Source organism: uncultured Campylobacter sp. (genome assembly GCF_905372745.1).
Lineage (GTDB): Bacteria > Campylobacterota > Campylobacteria > Campylobacterales > Campylobacteraceae > Campylobacter_A.
Window position 1 is genome coordinate 58,157 of record NZ_CAJPQR010000001.1, and the last position, 18,619, is coordinate 76,775.

Annotated in this window: 17 protein-coding genes; 15 read left to right on the plus strand and 2 right to left on the minus strand. The window is 48.2% G+C overall.

Features of this window, described 5'->3' with window-relative positions; translation table 11 throughout:
- Window positions 1-83: 83 nt before the first annotated feature.
- From nhaA to QZ157_RS00315, 10 genes are all read left to right on the plus strand, one after another.
- Window positions 84-1,268, plus strand: a complete 1,185-nt coding sequence (gene nhaA, locus QZ157_RS00270; protein ID WP_295140256.1) for a Na+/H+ antiporter NhaA — start codon at window positions 84-86, stop codon at window positions 1,266-1,268.
- A 4-nt stretch (window positions 1,269-1,272) separates the two neighbouring features.
- On the plus strand, window positions 1,273-2,556 hold the full coding sequence (locus QZ157_RS00275) for a DUF2157 domain-containing protein (protein ID WP_295140259.1): 1,284 nt from the start codon (window positions 1,273-1,275) through the stop codon (window positions 2,554-2,556).
- Window positions 2,553-3,080, plus strand: coding sequence for a GDYXXLXY domain-containing protein (locus QZ157_RS00280; protein WP_295140262.1), 528 nt, complete (start codon window positions 2,553-2,555; stop codon window positions 3,078-3,080). The genes QZ157_RS00275 and QZ157_RS00280 overlap by 4 nt, the downstream gene beginning before the upstream one ends.
- Window positions 3,081-3,318: 238 nt before the next feature.
- Complete coding sequence (hypB, locus tag QZ157_RS00285; protein ID WP_295140265.1) at window positions 3,319-4,125, plus strand: hydrogenase nickel incorporation protein HypB; 807 nt, start codon at window positions 3,319-3,321, stop codon at window positions 4,123-4,125.
- Window positions 4,125-4,439 carry a HypC/HybG/HupF family hydrogenase formation chaperone gene (locus QZ157_RS00290; protein ID WP_295140267.1) on the plus strand — a complete coding sequence of 105 codons (315 nt, stop codon included), beginning with the start codon at window positions 4,125-4,127 and terminating at the stop codon, window positions 4,437-4,439. Before hypB ends, QZ157_RS00290 begins: the two co-directional genes overlap by 1 nt.
- Window positions 4,436-5,533, plus strand: coding sequence for a hydrogenase formation protein HypD (gene hypD, locus QZ157_RS00295; RefSeq protein ID WP_295140270.1), 1,098 nt, complete (start codon window positions 4,436-4,438; stop codon window positions 5,531-5,533). Before QZ157_RS00290 ends, hypD begins: the two co-directional genes overlap by 4 nt.
- Before the next feature lie 12 nt (window positions 5,534-5,545).
- Window positions 5,546-6,595, plus strand: a complete 1,050-nt coding sequence (gene hypE / locus QZ157_RS00300) for a hydrogenase expression/formation protein HypE (protein WP_295140272.1) — start codon at window positions 5,546-5,548, stop codon at window positions 6,593-6,595.
- A gap of 145 nt (window positions 6,596-6,740) precedes the next feature.
- A complete protein-coding gene (gene hypA / locus QZ157_RS00305; protein WP_295140274.1) occupies window positions 6,741-7,082 on the plus strand; it encodes a hydrogenase maturation nickel metallochaperone HypA in 342 nt (113 codons plus the stop codon).
- 141 nt (window positions 7,083-7,223) lie between these two features.
- Window positions 7,224-7,514 carry a hypothetical protein gene (locus QZ157_RS00310; protein ID WP_295140276.1) on the plus strand — a complete coding sequence of 97 codons (291 nt, stop codon included), beginning with the start codon at window positions 7,224-7,226 and terminating at the stop codon, window positions 7,512-7,514.
- A 210-nt stretch (window positions 7,515-7,724) separates the two neighbouring features.
- Entirely contained in the window at window positions 7,725-8,108 is a 384-nt protein-coding gene (locus tag QZ157_RS00315) for a hypothetical protein (protein WP_295140279.1), read from the plus strand.
- A gap of 993 nt (window positions 8,109-9,101) precedes the next feature.
- Here QZ157_RS00315 and QZ157_RS00320 read toward each other — a convergent pair.
- Window positions 9,102-9,965 (minus strand): leucine-rich repeat domain-containing protein, encoded by an 864-nt coding sequence (locus tag QZ157_RS00320; RefSeq protein ID WP_295140282.1) that lies wholly within the window; start codon window positions 9,963-9,965, stop codon window positions 9,102-9,104.
- Between the two features lie 252 nt (window positions 9,966-10,217).
- On the opposite strand from QZ157_RS00320, the gene QZ157_RS00325 reads away from it, so the two are divergent.
- Window positions 10,218-10,874 (plus strand): prepilin-type N-terminal cleavage/methylation domain-containing protein, encoded by a 657-nt coding sequence (locus QZ157_RS00325; RefSeq protein ID WP_295140484.1) that lies wholly within the window; start codon window positions 10,218-10,220, stop codon window positions 10,872-10,874.
- Between the two features lie 271 nt (window positions 10,875-11,145).
- Here the strand turns inward: QZ157_RS00325 and QZ157_RS00330 are convergent, their stop codons facing one another.
- Window positions 11,146-13,695: an AsmA-like C-terminal domain-containing protein gene (locus QZ157_RS00330; protein ID WP_295140283.1), complete on the minus strand. Its 2,550-nt coding sequence runs from the start codon at window positions 13,693-13,695 to the stop codon at window positions 11,146-11,148.
- Here QZ157_RS00330 and mltG point away from each other — a divergent pair.
- From mltG to QZ157_RS00350, 4 genes are all read left to right on the plus strand, one after another.
- Complete coding sequence (mltG, locus tag QZ157_RS00335; RefSeq protein WP_295140287.1) at window positions 13,625-14,587, plus strand: endolytic transglycosylase MltG; 963 nt, start codon at window positions 13,625-13,627, stop codon at window positions 14,585-14,587. The genes QZ157_RS00330 and mltG overlap by 71 nt on opposite strands.
- Before the next feature lie 64 nt (window positions 14,588-14,651).
- Window positions 14,652-16,868: an NADP-dependent isocitrate dehydrogenase gene (locus QZ157_RS00340; protein ID WP_295140290.1), complete on the plus strand. Its 2,217-nt coding sequence runs from the start codon at window positions 14,652-14,654 to the stop codon at window positions 16,866-16,868.
- Window positions 16,869-16,880: 12 nt separating this feature from the next.
- Window positions 16,881-17,768 carry a malate dehydrogenase gene (locus QZ157_RS00345; protein ID WP_295140293.1) on the plus strand — a complete coding sequence of 296 codons (888 nt, stop codon included), beginning with the start codon at window positions 16,881-16,883 and terminating at the stop codon, window positions 17,766-17,768.
- A gap of 54 nt (window positions 17,769-17,822) precedes the next feature.
- Window positions 17,823-18,515 carry an NlpC/P60 family protein gene (locus QZ157_RS00350; RefSeq protein WP_295140296.1) on the plus strand — a complete coding sequence of 231 codons (693 nt, stop codon included), beginning with the start codon at window positions 17,823-17,825 and terminating at the stop codon, window positions 18,513-18,515.
- The last annotated feature ends 104 nt before the right edge of the window (window positions 18,516-18,619 follow it).

Genomic DNA, 18,619 nt, shown 5'->3' on the forward strand with positions numbered 1-18,619 from the left:
AAAATCTCTTTTTTATCGCGCATTTAGCCCTTTGATGTTAAAATCGCCGGAATTTATCGCTATTTTTATCCTAAGGCTAAAATTTGAAACATATCTCTTTTAAAAATTTCGTCCAAAACGAGGCTAGTTCGGGTATCTTGCTCATCCTTGCCGCGATTTTTGCGATGATATTTCAAAACGGCTTTTTAAGCGAATTTTACAACTCCTTTTTACGTATAAACATGGGCGTGGTTTTTGGCGAATTTAGCCTGCAAAAGCCGCTTATTTTGTGGGTAAACGACGGGCTCATGGCGGTTTTTTTCTTTCTTTTAGGGCTTGAGCTAAAGCGCGAGATAGTCGAGGGCGAGATGCGAAATCCTGCTCAGATCGTGCTACCTATCGTGGGTGCGGCCGGCGGCATCGTCATGCCTGCGCTCGTTTTTTACGCGTTTAACCACGCCGATGCTTTCGCGCTAAAAGGCTGGGCGATCCCGACCGCGACGGACACGGCGTTTGCTTTGGGGCTTATCATGATCCTTGGCAAAAGAGTGCCGGCGAGTCTTAAAATTTTCCTCGTGACGCTCTCTATCATCGACGACGTTTGCGCGATTTTGATAATGGCGATATTTTATAGCGGCCATCTATCTGTAGTATCGTTTATGGTTGCCGGAGCGGCTACTTTGGGACTTTTGGCTTTAAATTTAGCCGGCGTAAATAAAAAAGCCTGCTACGTGATTTTAGGCATTATCCTTTGGGTGAGCGTGCTAAAATCGGGCGTGCATGCGACGCTAGCGGGCGTCGTGGCGGCATTTTTCATACCGCTTAAGGCAAAAGATGGCGAGGGCTCGATGCTAAAGCAGATCGAGCATGACTTGCACGGTTACGTCGCCTTTTTCGTGCTGCCGGTGTTTGCCTTCGTAAATGCTGGCATCTCGCTAAAAGGCATCGGGCTGGAGCAGATTTTCCATCCCGTATCGCTGGGCGTCATACTTGGACTGTTTGCGGGCAAGCAGCTTGGGGTATTTGGCTTTTGCTTTCTTGCGATCAAATTTAAGCTCGCAAAGCTACCAAAATACTGCAATCTGGCCCAGTTTTACGGCCTTTGCGTACTTACCGGCATCGGCTTTACGATGAGTCTCTTTATAAATTCGCTCTCCTATCACGACACCTACGAGTTTGCCTACGCCGATAAGCTCGCGGTACTCATCGCGTCGCTGATCTCGGGCGTGACGGGCTACGCGATGCTCTACTGGGCCGGGCGACACAGGATAATGAAATGCGTGGAGTAGAAAAATGATGATATTTCATAAAAATTTTCTCGCAGACGAGCTTGCGAAATGGCGAGAAGAAGGGCTATTAAGCGACGAGGCGGCGCTCAAGATAGCAGCTAGATACGATATAGATTTATCGGGCGCAAACGAGTGGCGAAGCTTTATATTAAAGCTCGTTGCGTATCTGTTTTTGGCGCTTTCGCTATTTACGCTTGTAGGCGCAAACTGGGAGGAGCTGCCGCGCGCTGTGAGGCTAATCATAGTGCTTGGCATACTCGCGGCGGTAAATTTTAGCGGAGTTTTGGCGCAAAAAAACGGCAAAGAGACGCAGGCTACGACGCTGTTTTTCCTAGGTAACTTTTGCTATGGCGCGGCGATCGTTTTAGTCGCGCAAATTTACCATCTAGGCGAGCATATGCCTAACGGCGTGCTGCTGTGGGCGGTCGGAGCTTTGGCGCTCGGGCTTGCTACGCGTAAGTCCATCATCGCATTGCAAGCTCTTGTTTTGGGGCTTATTTGGTTTTTGATGGAGTTTGAATTTAGCGGCGTCTCGCACGGATTTTTGTTATTTATAGTAGCCTACGCGGCGGTGCTTTGGCGCGACGACTCGAGGTTGCTGACCGCTGCGCTTTTTGCGAGCGTGTTTGCTTATATCGTCTCTTTCGTGCTTTACGAGCGGTATTTTCTAGCTGATTTGCGCGTGGACGATGCGCTTTACGGCGTTCATTTTTTTACTCTTAGCTACTGCTTACTCGCCGTTTGCGCCTCGTTTTTGCTTGAGAGGGCGGGTAAATTTGAACTCGCGTTTTACCTTAAAAACATCGGCATCGTCTGCGGTGCGGGCATCTTGTGCTTTGATATGTCGCTTTACGAGGACTTGCATTTTTCTCGTCCGTGGTCTTACGGCACCCAGAACTACGAAAATGTTTTAAACGGCGTTACATTTTTAAAAAGCGTGTTTGGGGCGTTGTTTATGGCTTTTTGCGCAGCCTCTTTGGGACTTGCGTTTTACTTTAAAAAATACGCCGCTGCAATAGTCGGAGTGCTTTTGGTCGCGCTACCGTTTATCTTAGACGCGTTTGCGGGCTACGAGGAGGGCGTGTTTTCGCTCATCGGCGTTTGCGTCGCGGTCGCTCTCATTAAACAAAATAATATGAAATTTGGCATCGCGCTCATCTTTTGGGTGGCGTTTGTGCGATATGTCGATCTAGTTGGTGATTACGTCAGTGCTAGCGCGCTGTTTTTGGTATTTGCGCTGGTGGTGCTCGGGGTATCTAGGATCTCTAAAAAAAGGAGCGCGAGATGAAACTAAAGCTGATTTTTGCCGCGGCGGTATTTCAAATTTTAGCCGTGATCGCGATGCTTGCGTATGCGTATGCGCCGATATATTTTGGCAAAGAGATATTGCTGCAAACTACGCTTTACGATCCGCGCGATATGTTTCGCGGCGATTACGTGCGCCTTAGCTACGGCTTTGCAGGCATTTACGAGCTGGACAAAAGATACTCGAATTTGAGCAAAAGACAGCAGCTGCACGGTGCTAAAATTTACGCCGTTTTAAAGCAGGACAAAGACGGCAAATATAAATTTGACAAATATAGCTTTGAGCGGCCTAACGGCGGGACGTTTTTAGCGGGCAGGGTTGATTATAATACCGCAAATTTCGGCATCGAGGCCTTTTTCATGCCGCCTAAAAAGGCGCAGCAGATGGAGCGAGATATGATGGAGTTTAACGCCACCGCCGTCATCAGCGTGATGGATAACGGCAAAGCTCGTATCAAAGATATCGTGCTAGAAAAACCAAACGCAGCAGAATCTAACAATCGTTAAATTTACGGGCGGCTGGAGGGCTAAATTTGACTAGACTTACCCGAACTCAAATTTAGCCCGAGCCGTCAAATTTGGCGCGACTCAAATTTGAGTCAAATTTTAACCCCTCGCCGCTATCATAAAAATCTCAAAGTATAAACAAAACGCAACGAAATAATATCCGCAAGGTATGAAACTAAAGCGGGATTTTAACATCTAAGAGTATAATAACCCCAAAAAATCGCTAAGGAGAAACAAAATGTGTAAAGATTGCGGATGCTCGCTGGGCGGGCACGACCACGCTCATACTCACGCCGATGGCACGACACACTCGCACGCTCACGATCACGGCGTCGAGCACGGACACGGCGCGGCTCACGAGCATAGTCACGGCCATGCGCACCCGGCGCTAAACGAGAGCAAAACGGTTGAAGTAATAACTAAAATTTTATCCCAAAACGACGAAGAGGCCGCGCACAACCGCGCTCATTTGGACGAGCACGGGATTTTATGCGTAAATCTCATGAGTAGCCCCGGTAGCGGCAAAACTACGCTTCTTGAAGCTACAATAAAAAGCGGTAAATTTAAAATCGGCGTCGTCGAGGGCGATCTAGAGACCAACCAAGACGCCGACCGCATAATAAAAGCCGGCGGCAAAGCCCATCAGATCACGACCGGGCAGGCATGTCACCTGGATGCGTTTATGGTGCACGAGGGGCTTCATCATCTGCCGCTAGAGGGCCTTAATATAGTTTTCGTAGAAAACGTCGGCAACCTCGTATGTCCGGCTAGCTACGACGTCGGCTCGCACTTTAACGTCGTGCTGCTATCGGTGCCTGAAGGCGACGATAAGGTGGCCAAATATCCCGTGATGTTTCGCGCCGCCGATCTCATCGTGATAACTAAAACTTCGCTGTTGCCGCATTTTGAATTTGACGTGAAAAAAGTCGTCAAAGAGGCTCGTAAACTAAATCCAAAAGTCGATGTTGTCGAGCTTGACGCAAAAACGGGCGAGGGCATGGAGAAGTGGCTGGATTTTTTAAAATTTAAAAAAGAGCTTAGATAATGTGCCTATCAATCCCGTCAAAAGTGGTCGCGATCGACAAAGATAACGTCGCTACCGTAGAGACGCTAGGCGTGAGTCGCCGCGTGAGCCTCGATCTCATCGCCGAGCCCGTAGCAGTTGGCGAATATGTACTCATCCACGTCGGCTACGCGATGGAGAAAATCGATACGAAATTTGCGCTAGAAAGCATCGAAATCTACCGCCAAATCGCCCAAGATATGCAAAACGGCCAGATCGGCGCAGACGAGGGCGACGCGGGACTAGGCGCCATGCAAGCGGCGGCAAATAAGCCGGAATCAAAGGAAAAAGCGTGAATCTAATCAATGATTTTCGCGATAAAGAGCTTATTTTAGCGCTTTCAAAACTCATCAAAAAAGAGAGTGTAAAACCGCTAAATATCATGGAAATTTGCGGCGGACACACGCACTCGATCATGAAATTCGGCCTACCGCAGCTAGTCGGCGAACATATAAATTTCGTCCACGGCCCGGGCTGTCCAGTCTGCGTGATGCCAAGAAGCCGCATAGACGAGGCTATCAAGCTAGCCCAGATGCCGGGCGCGATCCTCTGCACTCTAGCCGATATGATGAGAGTCCCTGGCTCAAACACCAGCCTGCAAAAGCTGCGCGGCGAGGGTTGCGACATCAGAGCGCTATATAGCCCGCTAGACTGTATCAAGATCGCGCGCGAAAATCCCGAAAAGAGCGTGATATTTTTCGCGATCGGGTTTGAGACGACGACGCCTATGAGCGCAAATTTGGTGCAAAAGACGCTAGAGCTCGGGCTAAAAAATCTATTTTTCCATATAAATCACGTTACGGTCCCCGCACCAGTGCGAGCGATCCTAAACGACGAGGACGTCAAAATCGACGCGTTTTTGGGCCCTAGCCACGTGAGCGTGATCACGGGATACGGCATCTACGAGAGTATCGCGGCCGAGTATAAAAAGCCTATCGCGGTTAGCGGATTTGAGCCGCTTGATCTGATGGACGGCATCCTAAACCTCGTTCGCCAGCAAAATGCGGGCACGCACGAGGTCTATAACGAATACGCCAGAGTCGTCACGCGCGAGGGCAATCAAAAAGCAAAGGCGCTCATAGACGAGTTTTTCGAGCCGTGCGACTTCTCGTGGCGCGGTCTTGGCGCGATCGCGCAAAGCGGTATGAAGCTGCGCCCCGAGTACGCCGAGCTTGACGCGAGAGTCAAATTTGACTGCAGCGTGCAAAGCAAAGGCGAGAGCAAGGCCTGTATCTGCCCTGAAATTTTACGCGGGCGAGCAAAGCCCTTCGACTGTAAAATTTTCGCTAAAGCCTGCACGCCAAAAACCCCGGTTGGCTCGTGCATGGTCTCTAGCGAGGGCGCATGCGCGGCATACTACAAATACGGCGACGTCAAAAGCGCGGGCTAAGAGGAGGCAAAATTGAGCAAGATAATGCTAAGCCACGGCGGCGGCGGCGAGGAGATGAACTCGCTTATAAACGAGACGATTTTTAGGATATTCGACAATGAAATTTTGCGTGAGAGCAACGATAGCGCGATATTAAATTTTAGCGATTTTGGCGCGGACGAAAAATCTAGCGACTCGGTAAATTTGACGTCCAAATTTAACGGCAAACTAGCCTTTAGCACCGATAGCTTCGTGGTTACGCCGATATTTTTTAACGGCGGCGACATCGGTAAGATCGCAGCGTGCGGCACGATAAACGACCTAGCCATGGTGGGTGCTGAGGCAAAGTACCTAAGCTGCGCGCTAATAGTCGAGGAGGGGTTTGAGATCTCCGAGCTAGAGCGCGTGCTAGGCTCGCTAGCCGCCGTCGCTCGCGAAAACGGCGTGCAAATCGTCTGCGGCGATACCAAGGTCGTACCGCGCGGTAAATGCGATAAAATTTTTATCAACACGAGCGGTATCGGCGAGATCATCTGCGAGGGCGTGGAGCTAAAAAGCCTGCGCGCGGGCGCTAAGATCCTGATCTCGGGCGACGTGGGCAGGCACGGTGCCGTGGTGCTGGCTAGCCGCGAGGAGCTTGATCTGCAAAGCAAGCTAAAAAGCGACTGCAAAGCGCTAGTGGGCGCGGTAAAGGCGCTGATAGAGGGCGGCGTAAAGCCTCTGTGTATGCGCGACGCAACGCGCGGCGGACTCTCGGCGGTGCTAAACGAATGGGCGAAATTTAGCGGCCTAGACATCCTCGTGCGCGAGGAAGATATTAGGGTTAGCGACGAAGTGACGGGCGTTTGCGAGCTGTTTGGCTTTGAGCCTTATGAACTAGCCAACGAGGGTACGTTCGTGCTGGCCGTAGATGAAAAAGACGAGGCGTGCGCGCTTGAGATTTTACGCAAATTTGACGCTAACGCAGCTTTGATCGGCGAGATTTTGTGTGCTGCAAACGGCCGCGTCATCCTGCAAAACGCATACGGCTCGAAGCGCTTTTTAGAAGCGCCAAAAGGCGAGCTGCTGCCTAGAATATGCTAGGCGCGGCGATGGATAGATTGAATTTAGGCGTGCTAGATTTTCGGGCTTGCACGGCGCTGGAATCGCCTTGCAAAATTTATCAAATTTACGCCTTAGACGCGTCCGCACAAATAAAATTCGCTCCGTCCGCAATCAAGGAAATCTGATGCACGAACTAAGTATAGTGCAAAGCCTAGTCGCGCTTTGCGAGAAAAACGTCGCCGCAAACGGCGCAAAAGAGGTCGTGAGCCTCGAGGTTCGCATCGGGAGGCTAAGCGGCGTCGAACCTCACTACCTAGAAAGCGCGTTTGAGGTTTATAAAACGGGTACGATCTGCGAAAATGCCGAGCTTGCAATCATCGTGCAAAACGTCGCCGTGGAGTGCAAAAGCTGCGGTTTTAGCGGCGAGCTAAGCGAAAACGACTTCACTTGCCCGACCTGCGGCTCGCAGGAGCTTGAGGTCACGGGCGGCGAGGATATGCACCTCATGCGCCTTGAGATGCGGTGATTTGCTGCAAATTTTAGCTCAAATTCGGTACTTAAATTTGAGCGATTTTTAAAATTTACTTCCAAAAACGCGGCAAATTTAACAAAACCCTATTTGTTTGCCCCTCTAAAACGCGCCTAGATAAATTTAAAAGGAAGCCTGATGCCCAAATACTCATTTGAAACCATAGAACAAATGCTGCTAAAATGCGTAGCCCGGGGCGGCGAACCGGAGCTTAGCTTTCGTCTGCGAGGCGTGGAATACATGATCATCGCCTATGCGTATCGCTGTTCGTTTCAAAGGTGCGCGGACGAGACGGGCGCAAACGCGAGCGGCGAGCGGTATTTCGCCACGCTGCAAGAACTCTACGCCGCGCCGCAGATAGACGGATGCTCGCTAGAGGAACTTTGGGATGAGGCGGATGAATTTTACTGTCCTAATTTTGAGCCGTGAGACCCCAGATTTGCGCGGCGCAGGCAAACGCGCGGGTAAATTTGAACTAAATAATATAAATGGGTTCTGCTTGGGATTATAGCGCGAAAGAGCGTGGCGCGGGCGGTAAATTTAGCGCGGAATTTGATGGTCTCGACCTAGCCGGGTGTGCCGAGTCTGGGCCAGCTACGGATTTACGCGAGCGCGGAGGTTTTGCGAGGCGGCTTAAATTTGCAAAGCGGACTTAACGGCGACGCAAACGCCCAGATGCAGGGTTTAAATTTGAAGCGCAAAAAGAGCAAAAACGTAAAATTTAGCCAAAGCGGTGGCGTGATTGAACAAATTTTACTTAGCGAGCAGGCTACGGCGTGTTTTACGTTTTCGGACGATTCGCAGTTTTTGGCGTTTGCCGAGTGGACGGCTGATAAAATGCAGCTCGTAAAGGTGCTGTGGCTAGCGAACATGAGCATAAAAACCGTTGACGGGCTCCAAAGAGTCGCGAAGTTTTTGTCTTTTAAGGACGGTTTGCCGGGTATTTTGGACTCGCCGATTTTTATGCCTGAAAGCTTTTGGATGGATGTTTGCGATCTTTTCGGCGATGAGATCAAAGGCTAAATTTGACGCTACAAAACGCCCGCGCCGCTAGCGATAAATTTAAAACGCAAGCAAATTTAATAAAAATCGTAGTCCCAGCAAGACGGCGCAAAATGCCAAAGCCAGCCGCAAATTTGCAGGAAATACACAAAAATCTACTGCCAGTGCGCTAATTTTATAGTGGCCGTTTTTTGCCTTGAGCGCATTTTGTGCGTCTGCGTACTGTATCTATGCCTAGTTATCTTGCTAGCTTCGGCGCCGTTTTTATCAAATTTGACGCGGACGCGATTTTGGCTCTACGGCGCGAAATATCGCAGCGAGGCTCACGGTTTTCGTTGTTTTACCGCCGTACGCGGTCTATAAAGATTACAAATTTACGAAAATCCGCAGCGAGCCAGTCTATTTTAAGGGCGAAATTTTTGCTATGCGGTTATCGGCGCTGGTATTTTGGACTTTTTAGCCTCTAAAATGTAAATTTAGTATGCACCGAGTGCCAAAACCGACCGCAAATTTACAAATCTACGGCCGCAAGTCGATTATTAGAAGCCATTTTTTTTCCGAGAGTGTTTAGCGCGTCTACATACTACATCTACGCCAGGTTGTCTTGCTAGCTTCGGCGCCGTTTTTATCAAATTTAACGCGGACGCGATTTTTGGCTTTGCGGCGCGAAGTATCGCGGAGACGTTTGGCGTTTTGCTCACGGTTTTAGCGGTTTTACCGCCGTATGCGGTCTATAAAGATTGCAAATTTACAAAAATCTTCGACAAACCTAGCCTATTTTAATGGCTAAATTTTTGCCGCGCGGTTATCGGTGCTTGTATTTTGGGCTTTATTTTCGACTCGGTTTTTTGCCGCATTTAAGTATGGCGCTCATGTCGGCATCCCGTGCGCGCTGTTTTGTCATATCAAAAATAGCAAAGAGCACAAATTTGATTAAATTTGCCAAAAGCCCACGAGTGCAAGGAGCAGCCAAGCGGCGCGGAGTATCAAATTTGGCTTTATTTAACCCGCAAACTAGCGGTCAAGACCCAAAACCTCCCGTGCCTTTTGCTTGCACGCCTCAAATTTTTGCTCAAGCTCCGCGCGCTTTTGCGCCTCGTTTTTAGCTCCTATCTTGATATGTCCCGAGCCTCGCCCTAAAAATTTTACATATCCCGTATCCTTAAACTCCGTCGTAAGCGGCATCTTCGCGCCCTCTACGCCCTCGCAGACGAGCTGTACTAATGCGTATTCTTCTAGCGCGAAGGCTTGGGGGTAGATGTTTATTTTCTTTAAATTTTTAAGCGCGACAAGCGGCAAGAGCGCCGGATAAGGCGCTTTGCACTTCACCCAAATGAGCTTTAGCGCCTCAAGCGCGCCTAAATCTCTTAAAAACTCAAAGTCTTTAATCGGCTGATCCCAATCAAGAGTGCCGTTTATGCCTAGATACCGCAGCGAAGCTATGCCGCTAAGCCCAGAAAAATCGCTAACTCTTCGTAAATTTTCAAAATGCGCCGATTTTAGGCTCTTTAGCTCCCTTAGCGGCGAAAGATCGCAAAAGCCGGAGACGTACTCCAAAACCAGCTCGCGCAAAAGAGGCAACCTGGCTAGAAAATCGATATTTTTTACTTGGATTTTGGTTATGCGTAGGCGCTCTAGACGTTTTAGCTTAGGCAGTGCGGCGATTTGCTCCTTGCTAGGCAAGTGCAGCGTAAGCTCCTCTAGTCCTTCGCACTCAAAAATCCGCTCCCAAAGAGGCGTATCGGCACCCACGGTAGCGATCTTTAGATTTTCATTAGCTTGCGTGCCGCTTAGCATATACCTAAAACGCTCGCCGCCCGGCACCATCGCCCAGTAATCGTCTCTGCCCTCTAGCATATCCCCAAAGTGATGAATCATTTAGTATTCCTTTATTTACTTTATCTAAAAGCGTTTAAATTTAGCCGTCTTTTTTGCGGGCAAGATTTAGTGTTTTTGCTTATTAAATTTAGCTTTGGCGCGATTATAGCTTAAATTTGCAACTATAAAAAGAGCCGCTTAAAAACGGCGCCAAAGCGATAAAACCCGTGTCTGCAAAGAAAATAAAGACATTTTAAACGCCGTTTTTGGTATAATCGCGAAAAATTAAAACAAAGGAGAAAAGTGAAAACAATGGCAAATAAATACTTAGTAACAGGACTAACTCTCCAAGAAGCCCGAAAAAATACGAAAAACACAAGCTCGTTCGCAACAAAAAAAGCTTTTACTATGATAGAGCTGATATTTGTCATCATTATAATAGGTACTCTAGCGGCTATAGCCGTACCTAGGCTAAACGTAGGCAGGCAGGAAGCAGAGGCTATGAGAGAGTTTAAAAATATAGTAAATGTTCTTGACGAGGCACAGCAGTACTTTGCCGCGCATGGTAATGCTCATTTTGGTTTTGAGGGAACACGTAACTTTACAACGAAAAAAGACGGCTTTAGAGTAGAGTATGATACCTATGAAACGTTTTTTTCAGATAGTATTTATGACCCTGATAGTCAGAGTGCTAACTATGCTAGCGTAAATGAAATTGTAAACCTAGGGGACGGTTATGTATGCTTTAAAGTTGGGCGCGGGAACTACTATAGCGTAGTCGCGGGAAGGATCGTTCCGAGATATGCCGTAACTCTACAATATAGCGGAGTGAGTTCTGGCCTAAGAAACGCGCTATGTAACAGGGTATTAGACCTTTTAAGGGAAAAATATCCGCCTAATTTTGACGCGATGCCGGATACGCATATAATAGACTATGAATATCGTAACGGAATGATGGGAACTTATTAGTAATTAATTTACAGGCTTATCTCGCACGATACACCTTGGATGAGATAAGCCTCTTTTACTGCATTATTTTATATGATACTCTAAAAAACAGATATCAAACCGACAAATTACCCAAACATTTGATGCGCGCCTAAATAAAACTTCGTCAAATTTACGTCTGACGGCTTGCGCTAAAACGGTTCAAATTTAACCTCTAGCGTTTTAGCTAGATTTAAAAGCAAATTTAAGACGTCTGCGCCGCAAAAACAAAGGCAAGAGCAAGTCCGAAAACCTACTCAAATATCAAAAACGGCGCTTCAAGTACATTTCTGATTATCTTAAACGGCGAAAGTAAGGTATCTTGCAGGATTTGCGTCGAGTACTGCGGCTTTTGCAGAGTTCCTCGCACCTTGATCACAGTTGAGAGGGTGCGGTCTTTGCCAAGCACGATCTGATTTACGAGCGGGATTTTATCGATGATGGAGCTGGCGTCTTTTAGCAGCTTTAGTTCTAGATCCACGTCGATCTCTTTGGTTGCGAGATTTATCGTGCCGTGGCCGCCTATATCGGCGCTCGAGCTTTCTAGCTCGATGGCTAGAAACTTTAGCGTATCTGCCTTTTTCTCAAACAAAATTTTGCCGAATTTTACCGGATAGCCGTCGGCGCCGAAGTCCGGCGTCTTAAACACGAGCAAGGATGGTACGGAGTTTAAAAACGTGAGAAGCTGATTGTAAAACGTGTAGTCTTTTAGCGTGGCGCCTATTAGCCTTGCTTCGCCTTTAAAATCATCGGTGCTTTTGCCTAAAACGCGCATTTTAAAGCTGCCGCCCTCAAAGCTTTTGATGTTAAAGATCGAGTTGATAAACTCGCCCCTGATGTCGTTTGCCCACATTTCAAATTTTTTGTCCGATTTTATGAGCGAAAAGTTGCCGCGAGCGGGCTTTGCGTCAAATCTCACCGTCCCGCCCGCGCTTTGGCCGCTATAAGCTAGCAGATTTAGGGTTGCGTTAAAATCATTTAAAATAAGATTTGAGCCCTTGGCTTCAAACTCGATATCGCCGCCTTTTTCGCTTAAATTTTCTCCACCGCTAAGCGCCAGATCAAGCTCGTTTATAAAAAGCTCCGTCTTGCCGCCCGCGATTTTGAAATTTAGCCCGCCGCTTTTGCTCTTGCCCGTTGCGCCTTTTGCGTTTACGTCAATGGCAAAGCTATCGGCATCATATGGCGAGCCGTCTTTTTTAAACAGCGGAGTTTCAAATTTAACGTCGTTAGCCTCGATGCTAAGATTTTCAAAATCTTTGGTTTTTATATTTACGCCGCCTTCAGATATTTTTAGGCTTTTTAGCAGCGGCGAGTATGGCAGTAGGCTCTTTACGTCAGACAAATTTATCTCGTTTTGCGCGCCGAATTTTAAGCTGGCGGTAGCGGGCGAAGCGATATCTAACCTCGTATCCTTGCCGCTAAAATCAAGCGTAGAGGAAAACGTTACCGAGCCAAGCTTTAAAATTTCGCTCTTACCGAAGGCTAAATTTAAGCCCTTTAGCGTGCCGTTTATGTCGCCTGCGAGCTTGCCTAGATCAATATTTGCCGCCGCGTCCGCGCTAAAAAAGTCCATCCCCGTATTTTTCGCGTTTACCTTTAGCTTGTCGTTTAAAAGCTCGACGTCTGCGGTACCGACGTTAAATTTAGCTCCCGCGATCAGGGTCTGGCCGCCTGAGACCTTAAATTTACCGTTAGTCGTCACCTCTAGCGGGTCAAATTTGATATCAAGCGCGAGTTTGCCGTCCGTTTTGCCGCTTAGTTGCTCGACGGGAATCTCGATGTCGTAGGCTTTTAGTATGGAGTTTACGCTTTTATCAAAAAGGGCCGAGGTTTGCAAATTTAGCGTGAGTCCCGCGCCTTTTTTCTCAAAAATTTTATAGATTTCAAGGGTGCTTGCGTTTAGATTTTTGCCCTGCCACTTCGGGTTTTTTAGCGTGAAAAACAGCGAGCCTTTTTTTAGCTCGACATCGACTGCTTCGGCGGTGGCGGCGGGCAACTTTTCGTGAAATTTAACCTTTACGTTTTTTGAAATTCCCTGCGCGCTAAGCTCGTTTAGATAGGGTTCTTGCTTGTTTAGATCAAACCTGCCCCGAAGCGATTTTACGAAGTAGTTATCCGCCGTGACGTAGCCGTAGATCCAGCTTTTTATCTCTTTATCCAGTCCCGTTTTTGCGCCCAGCTCGTCCATAAAGCCCCTTAGGCTAGTCGCGTTTATGTCGCCAAGCTCGTATGTTAGCTCGCCGCCTTTGAGATTTACCGTAGCGTTTCCTTTTAGCTCGTGGCTGGAAAACGTGCCGTTAAAATCGTAAATTTGACGCCTAAAATCAGCATTGCTAACGCCGCTTAAGGTGATGTTAAAGTCCTTAAACTCTAGTAGATAAACATTTGCGACGATGCCGTCCTCGGTATCCTTGAAATTTGAGCTAACCGCCAAAAACGGGCTATCTAGATAAAAAACGTCGTCTCTGTAAAATAGCGTGGACTCGCTGTTTAAAAACTTAACGCGCTCGAGTAAGATTTCCTCAAACAATCTATCGATCCAGACGATGTTTTTAGAAAGATCCAGCAGTGCGTCCTCGGAGCTATCCTTGGCGCTTTGTTTAGGTATCTCGATATTTTGCGCGCGTAAAATTATTTTTTTATCGAGTTTTATATATAATTGCTCTATTTTAAAGCCGCCCGCGCCGATATTTTCTATCTCGACGCCGTGTTTTAGGACGGCTATAAAAATGACGAATATCAAAACCGCAGGGATCAAAATGCGCCAAATTTTCTTCATTATCAGCGAGATGATTTTCATATTTTTTCTGAGCTTTCTTGTTTATCTTAGCCGCCCGGTGAGCGTGAGCGAGGTCATTTTCGTGCCTCAGGGCAGTACGCTCGGGATTATATCATATCTAAGCGAAAAAAATACGGACGCGAATAAATTTGACGCCGTGGTCTTGCGCGCTATGGGGCATGTGCAAGCAGGCTGGATAGACCTGGACGCGACAAAGCTTAGCAAGCTTGATTTTTTATATAAACTCACGACCGCAAAAGCGGCTCTAACGCAAATAACGCTAATTCCCGGCGAAACGACGGCCGTATTTTTACAAGAGATCGCAAAAAAGCTAAATTTAAGCGAGGCAAAGCTAAATGAATTTTACTCCAAATTTGCTCCGCTAGAGGACGGCTTTTTGGTGCCTGAGACCTATAAAGTGCCCCTTGGCGTAAACGAAGAGCAACTAGCGGCGCATCTGGTAAATTTATCTAAAAAATCACACGAAAAAACGGCTAAAGAGCTGCTTGGAAACTACGACGAAAAGCGCTGGAGCGAGTATCTCGTGACGGCCTCGGTCGTACAAAAGGAGGCTGCGAGCGAGGATGAGATGCCCCTTGTGGCCTCCGTCATACAAAACCGCCTAAAAAAGGGCATGAAGCTACAGATGGACGGCACGCTAAACTACGGGTTGCATTCGCACGAGACGGTCACGGCCGAACGCATACGAAGCGATAAGAGTAAATTTAACACCTATCTAAACGAAGGCCTGCCGCCAAGCCCCGTCTGCACCGTGGGCCTAGCTGCGATAAGAGCGGCGATAAAGCCCGCGCAGAGCGAGTTTTTGTACTTCGTTCGCGATAAAAAGACGGGCAAGCATAAATTTAGCGCGACGTACGAGGAACACGTAGGTGCGATAAACTCTCAAAAATAGCCCGCCAAAAGGCGTTTTAATATAAATTTGGATAAGATTTTGCGAAATTTATTTAGGAGGAAAGATGAGCGACATAGTCTATACTAGAACCGATGAATCCCCGCTACTTGCTAGTTACTCGCTGTTTCCGATCCTGCAGGCGTTTTTGCGTGCGGGCGGTATAGAGATAGAGCAGGCCGACATAGGGCTAGCCGCGCGGATCATCGCCGCTTTTAACGACAAGCTGCCGCCTGAACTGCGGGTGAGCGACGATCTGGAGATGCTACGAAATTTGACGCAAGAAAAACGCGCGAATATAATTAAGCTGCCAAACATCTCGGCAAGCTTACCTCAGCTAAACGCCGCTATCATGGAGCTTCGCGCTAAGGGCTACGATCTACCGCCATGCCCGTCCGAGCCAAAAACGTCGGAGGAAAAAGACGCTGCCGCTAGGTACGCCAAAGTGCTAGGAAGCGCGGTAAATCCGGTGCTACGCGAGGGTAACTCAGACCGCAGATGCGTCGGTGCGGTAAAACGCTACGCCCGCGAAAACCCATATAAAATCACCCCTTTTGAAAAAGATAGCAAAACCGAAGTCGCCTATATGAAGGGCGGCGATTTTTACTCCTCCGAGCGCTCGATTAGCTTTGAAACGGATGAAAAATTACGCGTGGAGTTTATCTCAAAAAGCGGCGAAAAATGCGTGCTAAAAGAAAATTTGGCGATAGAAAAAGGCGACATAATCGACGCTAGCTTTATGAGCGCGCGAGAGCTAGACGCCTTTATAAAGGAGCAAATCGCAGACGCGAAGGCAAAAAATTTGCTCTTTAGCGTGCATCTAAAAGCCTCGATGATGAAGGTGAGCGATCCCTTGATTTTCGGGCATTTCGTAAAGATTTTTTTCGCGGAAGTTTTTGAGGAGTTCGCAGACGAGCTAAAAAGCGTAAACGTCAGCGAAAACAACGGGCTAAAAGACCTTTTTGCGCGGATTTTAAATTTGCCTCAAGCAACGCAGGAAAAAATAAAAGCCAAATTTGATGAAATTTATGCCGTAAGGCCAAATTTAGCGATGGTAAACTCGGCTGTCGGCGTTACAAATTTACACGTTCCTAGCGACGTTATCATCGACGCTTCGATGCCCGCGATGATAAAAAATGGCGGCAAAATGTGGGATAAAGATGGCGCCCTACGCGAAACCAAAGCCGTGATACCAGATAAAACCTACGCCGTCGTTTATGAGGCCGCGATCGCGGATATCAAGGCAAACGGCGCGCTAGATCCCGCTAAAATCGGCAGCGTCTCAAACGTCGGGCTGATGGCGAAAAAGGCCGAGGAGTACGGTAGCCACGATAAGACATTCGTGATGGGCGAAGCGGGTGAGGTGCGCGTGGTAAATGCAAAAGGCGAAATTTTATTTAAATTTGAGCTAGAAAAAGGCGATATATTTAGGATGACGCAGGTCAAAGACGTCGCCGTGCGAAACTGGGTCGAGCTAGCACTAAAACGCGCGAAAATCACGGGACAGAAGGCGATATTTTGGCTGGACGAAAACAGGGCTCACGACCGAGAAATCCTAAAAAAAGTAAGAGCGCAGCTAGCTAGCGCGGGTACCGGCGGGCTTGATATAGAGGTCATGTCTCCGGCGACGGCTTGCAAAAAGTCGCTTGAGATCATGAGGCGCGGCAAGGACTGCATCAGCGTCACGGGCAACGTCTTGCGAGACTATCTGACCGATCTTTTTCCGATCTTGGAGCTTGAAACCAGCGCCAAGATGCTCTCTATCGTGCCGCTGCTAGAGGGCGGAAGTATCTTTGAGACGGGAGCTGGAGGTAGCGCGCCCAGGCTCGCCGAACAGCTACTGGAGCAAAATCATCTAAGCTGGGATAGTTTGGGCGAGTTTTTGGCTCTGGGTGCTAGTCTGGAGCAGCTGGCGGGCTTTAAACAAAGCCCCGAGGCGCAAATTTTAGCCGATACGCTAAATGCGGCCGTGGAGCGCTATCTAAAAGAAAACAAGGTTCCGCGGTTTGAGGTCGGCGAGCTAGATACGCGCACGAGTCACTACTACATCGCGCTTTACTGGGCGAGCGAGCTTGCCGCTAGCGGTACGCAGCTGGGCGATAAATTTAAGCTTATCGCTCAAAATCTCGCAAAAAACGAGAGCGTAATCGCGGATGAAATAAACGCGGCGCAAGGGCGCAAGGTCGATGTAGGCGGATACTATAAGCCGGATGATAAAAAGGCTAGAGCGGCGATGAGGCCCAGCGCGACGTTTAATCAAATTTTACAAAATCAAATTTTATAAAAAAGGAAAAAAATGAAAATTTCAGTTATCGGAGCCGGAAACGTAGGCGCAAGCGCGGCTAGCGCTATTTTGCTAAGAGGCATCGCAGACGAGATCGCACTGGTGGATATATTTGGCGACGTGGCGCGCGCAAAGGCGATCGATCTATCTCAGAGCGCGGCGGTTTTCGGTCTGGACGCGAGCGTCGCGGGCGGCGATGATTTTGAGCTAGTTAAGGATAGCGACATCGTAGTTGTAACGGCCGGAAGCCCTAGAAAAGAGGGGCAGACTAGAGAGGACCTGCTACTAAAAAACGCCGGCATCGTAAAAGGTACGGTGGAAAAAATCGCGAAATTTGCCCCAAACTGCGTCATCATAAACGTAACAAATCCGCTCGATGCGCTCACGTATCTAGTCTATAAAACGAGCGGTTTTGATAAAAATAGGGTGCTAGGAATGGCTGGCGAGCTAGACTCCGCGCGTCTAAAATACGAGATCTCTCAAAAAACCGGACTAAAAAACAGCGCATTTAGCGCACACATCATAGGCTCGCATAACGACGATATGGTGGCGCTGCAAAGCAACGTTAGCGTGGATCTGGGCGGCGAATTTGACGCGGTAGCGCAGGAAGCAAAAACGGGCGGCGCAAAGATCGTTAAGCTACTTGGCACGTCGGCGTATTACGCTCCGGGCGCGGCTGCGGCTAAGATGTGCGAGGCGATAAAAACCGGCAGCGAGCAGTGGCTAAGCTGCTGCGTGATAGAGGGCGAGTGCGCGGGTGGTAGGCTCGTGAAGCTAGGCAAGGGCGGCGTGCGTGAGATAAAACGTCCTAGCGCGGAGGAAAAGGCGGCGCTTGAAAAAGGCGAATCGCAAACGGCTGTAAATATCAAATTTTTAAAAGAAAGCGGGGTAATCGCGTAGCCGATGCTTGTAAATTATAAAATTAAAATTTACGCCATGTTTTTAGCGGCTTTTATGTCGGGGTGTGCCAACGTTTCGCCAAGCGCTCCAAAAAGCAACGTCCCGGTCGCGGCGCTAACGATGCAAAGTCAAATCCAAGCCGCGACTTCGCTAGAAAAGAGCAAAGTCCAAAACTCGGTAGTCGAAGTGACGCAAAGTAAAATCGGCGGGTTTGACGTAAAAGAAAAGGCATTGCTTGACCTTATGCAAAAATATATAGGCAAAAAAGACGGCGGCGATTGTTCCGGCTTCGTGACGCTGATTAATAGGCAATTTAGTCTAAATTTATTTGACGAAAACGAGCTTGATAAATTTTACACCGCTCGCGGGCTAAAAAGCGAAGCGATGTTTAGGCTTTACGAGAGTAAAAATTTGATCTCGTTTGAAAATCCCGAGGTCGGCGATTTGATATTTTTCAACAACACGACTAAAAGCACGAAAAATAACAAAAAAGCCAAAATAATCACTCACGTAGGCATCGTAAGCAGCGTAGAAAAAGACGGCACCGTGGGCTTTACTCATCATGCAAAGGGCAAAAATGCGGTAGATTTTATGAATCTAAACGATAAAAACGTCCGCAAAAACGGCAAAAAAGAGCTAAATTCATTTGTCGCGACTTGCAAGGATAAAAGCGCGTCGTGCCTTGCGTCAAATAGATTTGCCGGTTTTGGCAAAACGCACGCAAACGGGAAAAAATCGCGAATTTAGCGGCCGTGCCGCATTTGCGTAAATTCGGCGCGAAATTATCCAAGCCGCAAAGTTTGATTTTGGGCTTGATTATTTACTGCGCCCTCTTTTTGCCGCAGCGGTAG

Bases quoted from the DNA above. Each gene is read 5' to 3' on its own strand.
- hypA (WP_295140274.1), top strand. From the start codon at position 6,741: ATGCACGAACTAAGTATAGTGCAAAGCCTAGTCGCGCTTTGCGAGAAA.
- hypB (WP_295140265.1), top strand. From the start codon at position 3,319: ATGTGTAAAGATTGCGGATGCTCGCTGGGCGGGCACGACCACGCTCAT.
- QZ157_RS00290 (WP_295140267.1), top strand. From the start codon at position 4,125: ATGTGCCTATCAATCCCGTCAAAAGTGGTCGCGATCGACAAAGATAAC.
- QZ157_RS00280 (WP_295140262.1), top strand. From the start codon at position 2,553: ATGAAACTAAAGCTGATTTTTGCCGCGGCGGTATTTCAAATTTTAGCC.
- QZ157_RS00345 (WP_295140293.1), top strand. From the start codon at position 16,881: ATGAAAATTTCAGTTATCGGAGCCGGAAACGTAGGCGCAAGCGCGGCT.
- QZ157_RS00330 (WP_295140283.1), bottom strand. From the start codon at position 13,695: ATGAAAATCATCTCGCTGATAATGAAGAAAATTTGGCGCATTTTGATC.
- mltG (WP_295140287.1), top strand. From the start codon at position 13,625: ATGACGAATATCAAAACCGCAGGGATCAAAATGCGCCAAATTTTCTTC.
- QZ157_RS00310 (WP_295140276.1), top strand. From the start codon at position 7,224: ATGCCCAAATACTCATTTGAAACCATAGAACAAATGCTGCTAAAATGC.
- QZ157_RS00275 (WP_295140259.1), top strand. From the start codon at position 1,273: ATGATGATATTTCATAAAAATTTTCTCGCAGACGAGCTTGCGAAATGG.
- QZ157_RS00325 (WP_295140484.1), top strand. From the start codon at position 10,218: ATGGCAAATAAATACTTAGTAACAGGACTAACTCTCCAAGAAGCCCGA.
- QZ157_RS00340 (WP_295140290.1), top strand. From the start codon at position 14,652: ATGAGCGACATAGTCTATACTAGAACCGATGAATCCCCGCTACTTGCT.
- QZ157_RS00350 (WP_295140296.1), top strand. From the start codon at position 17,823: ATGTCGGGGTGTGCCAACGTTTCGCCAAGCGCTCCAAAAAGCAACGTC.
- QZ157_RS00320 (WP_295140282.1), bottom strand. From the start codon at position 9,965: ATGATTCATCACTTTGGGGATATGCTAGAGGGCAGAGACGATTACTGG.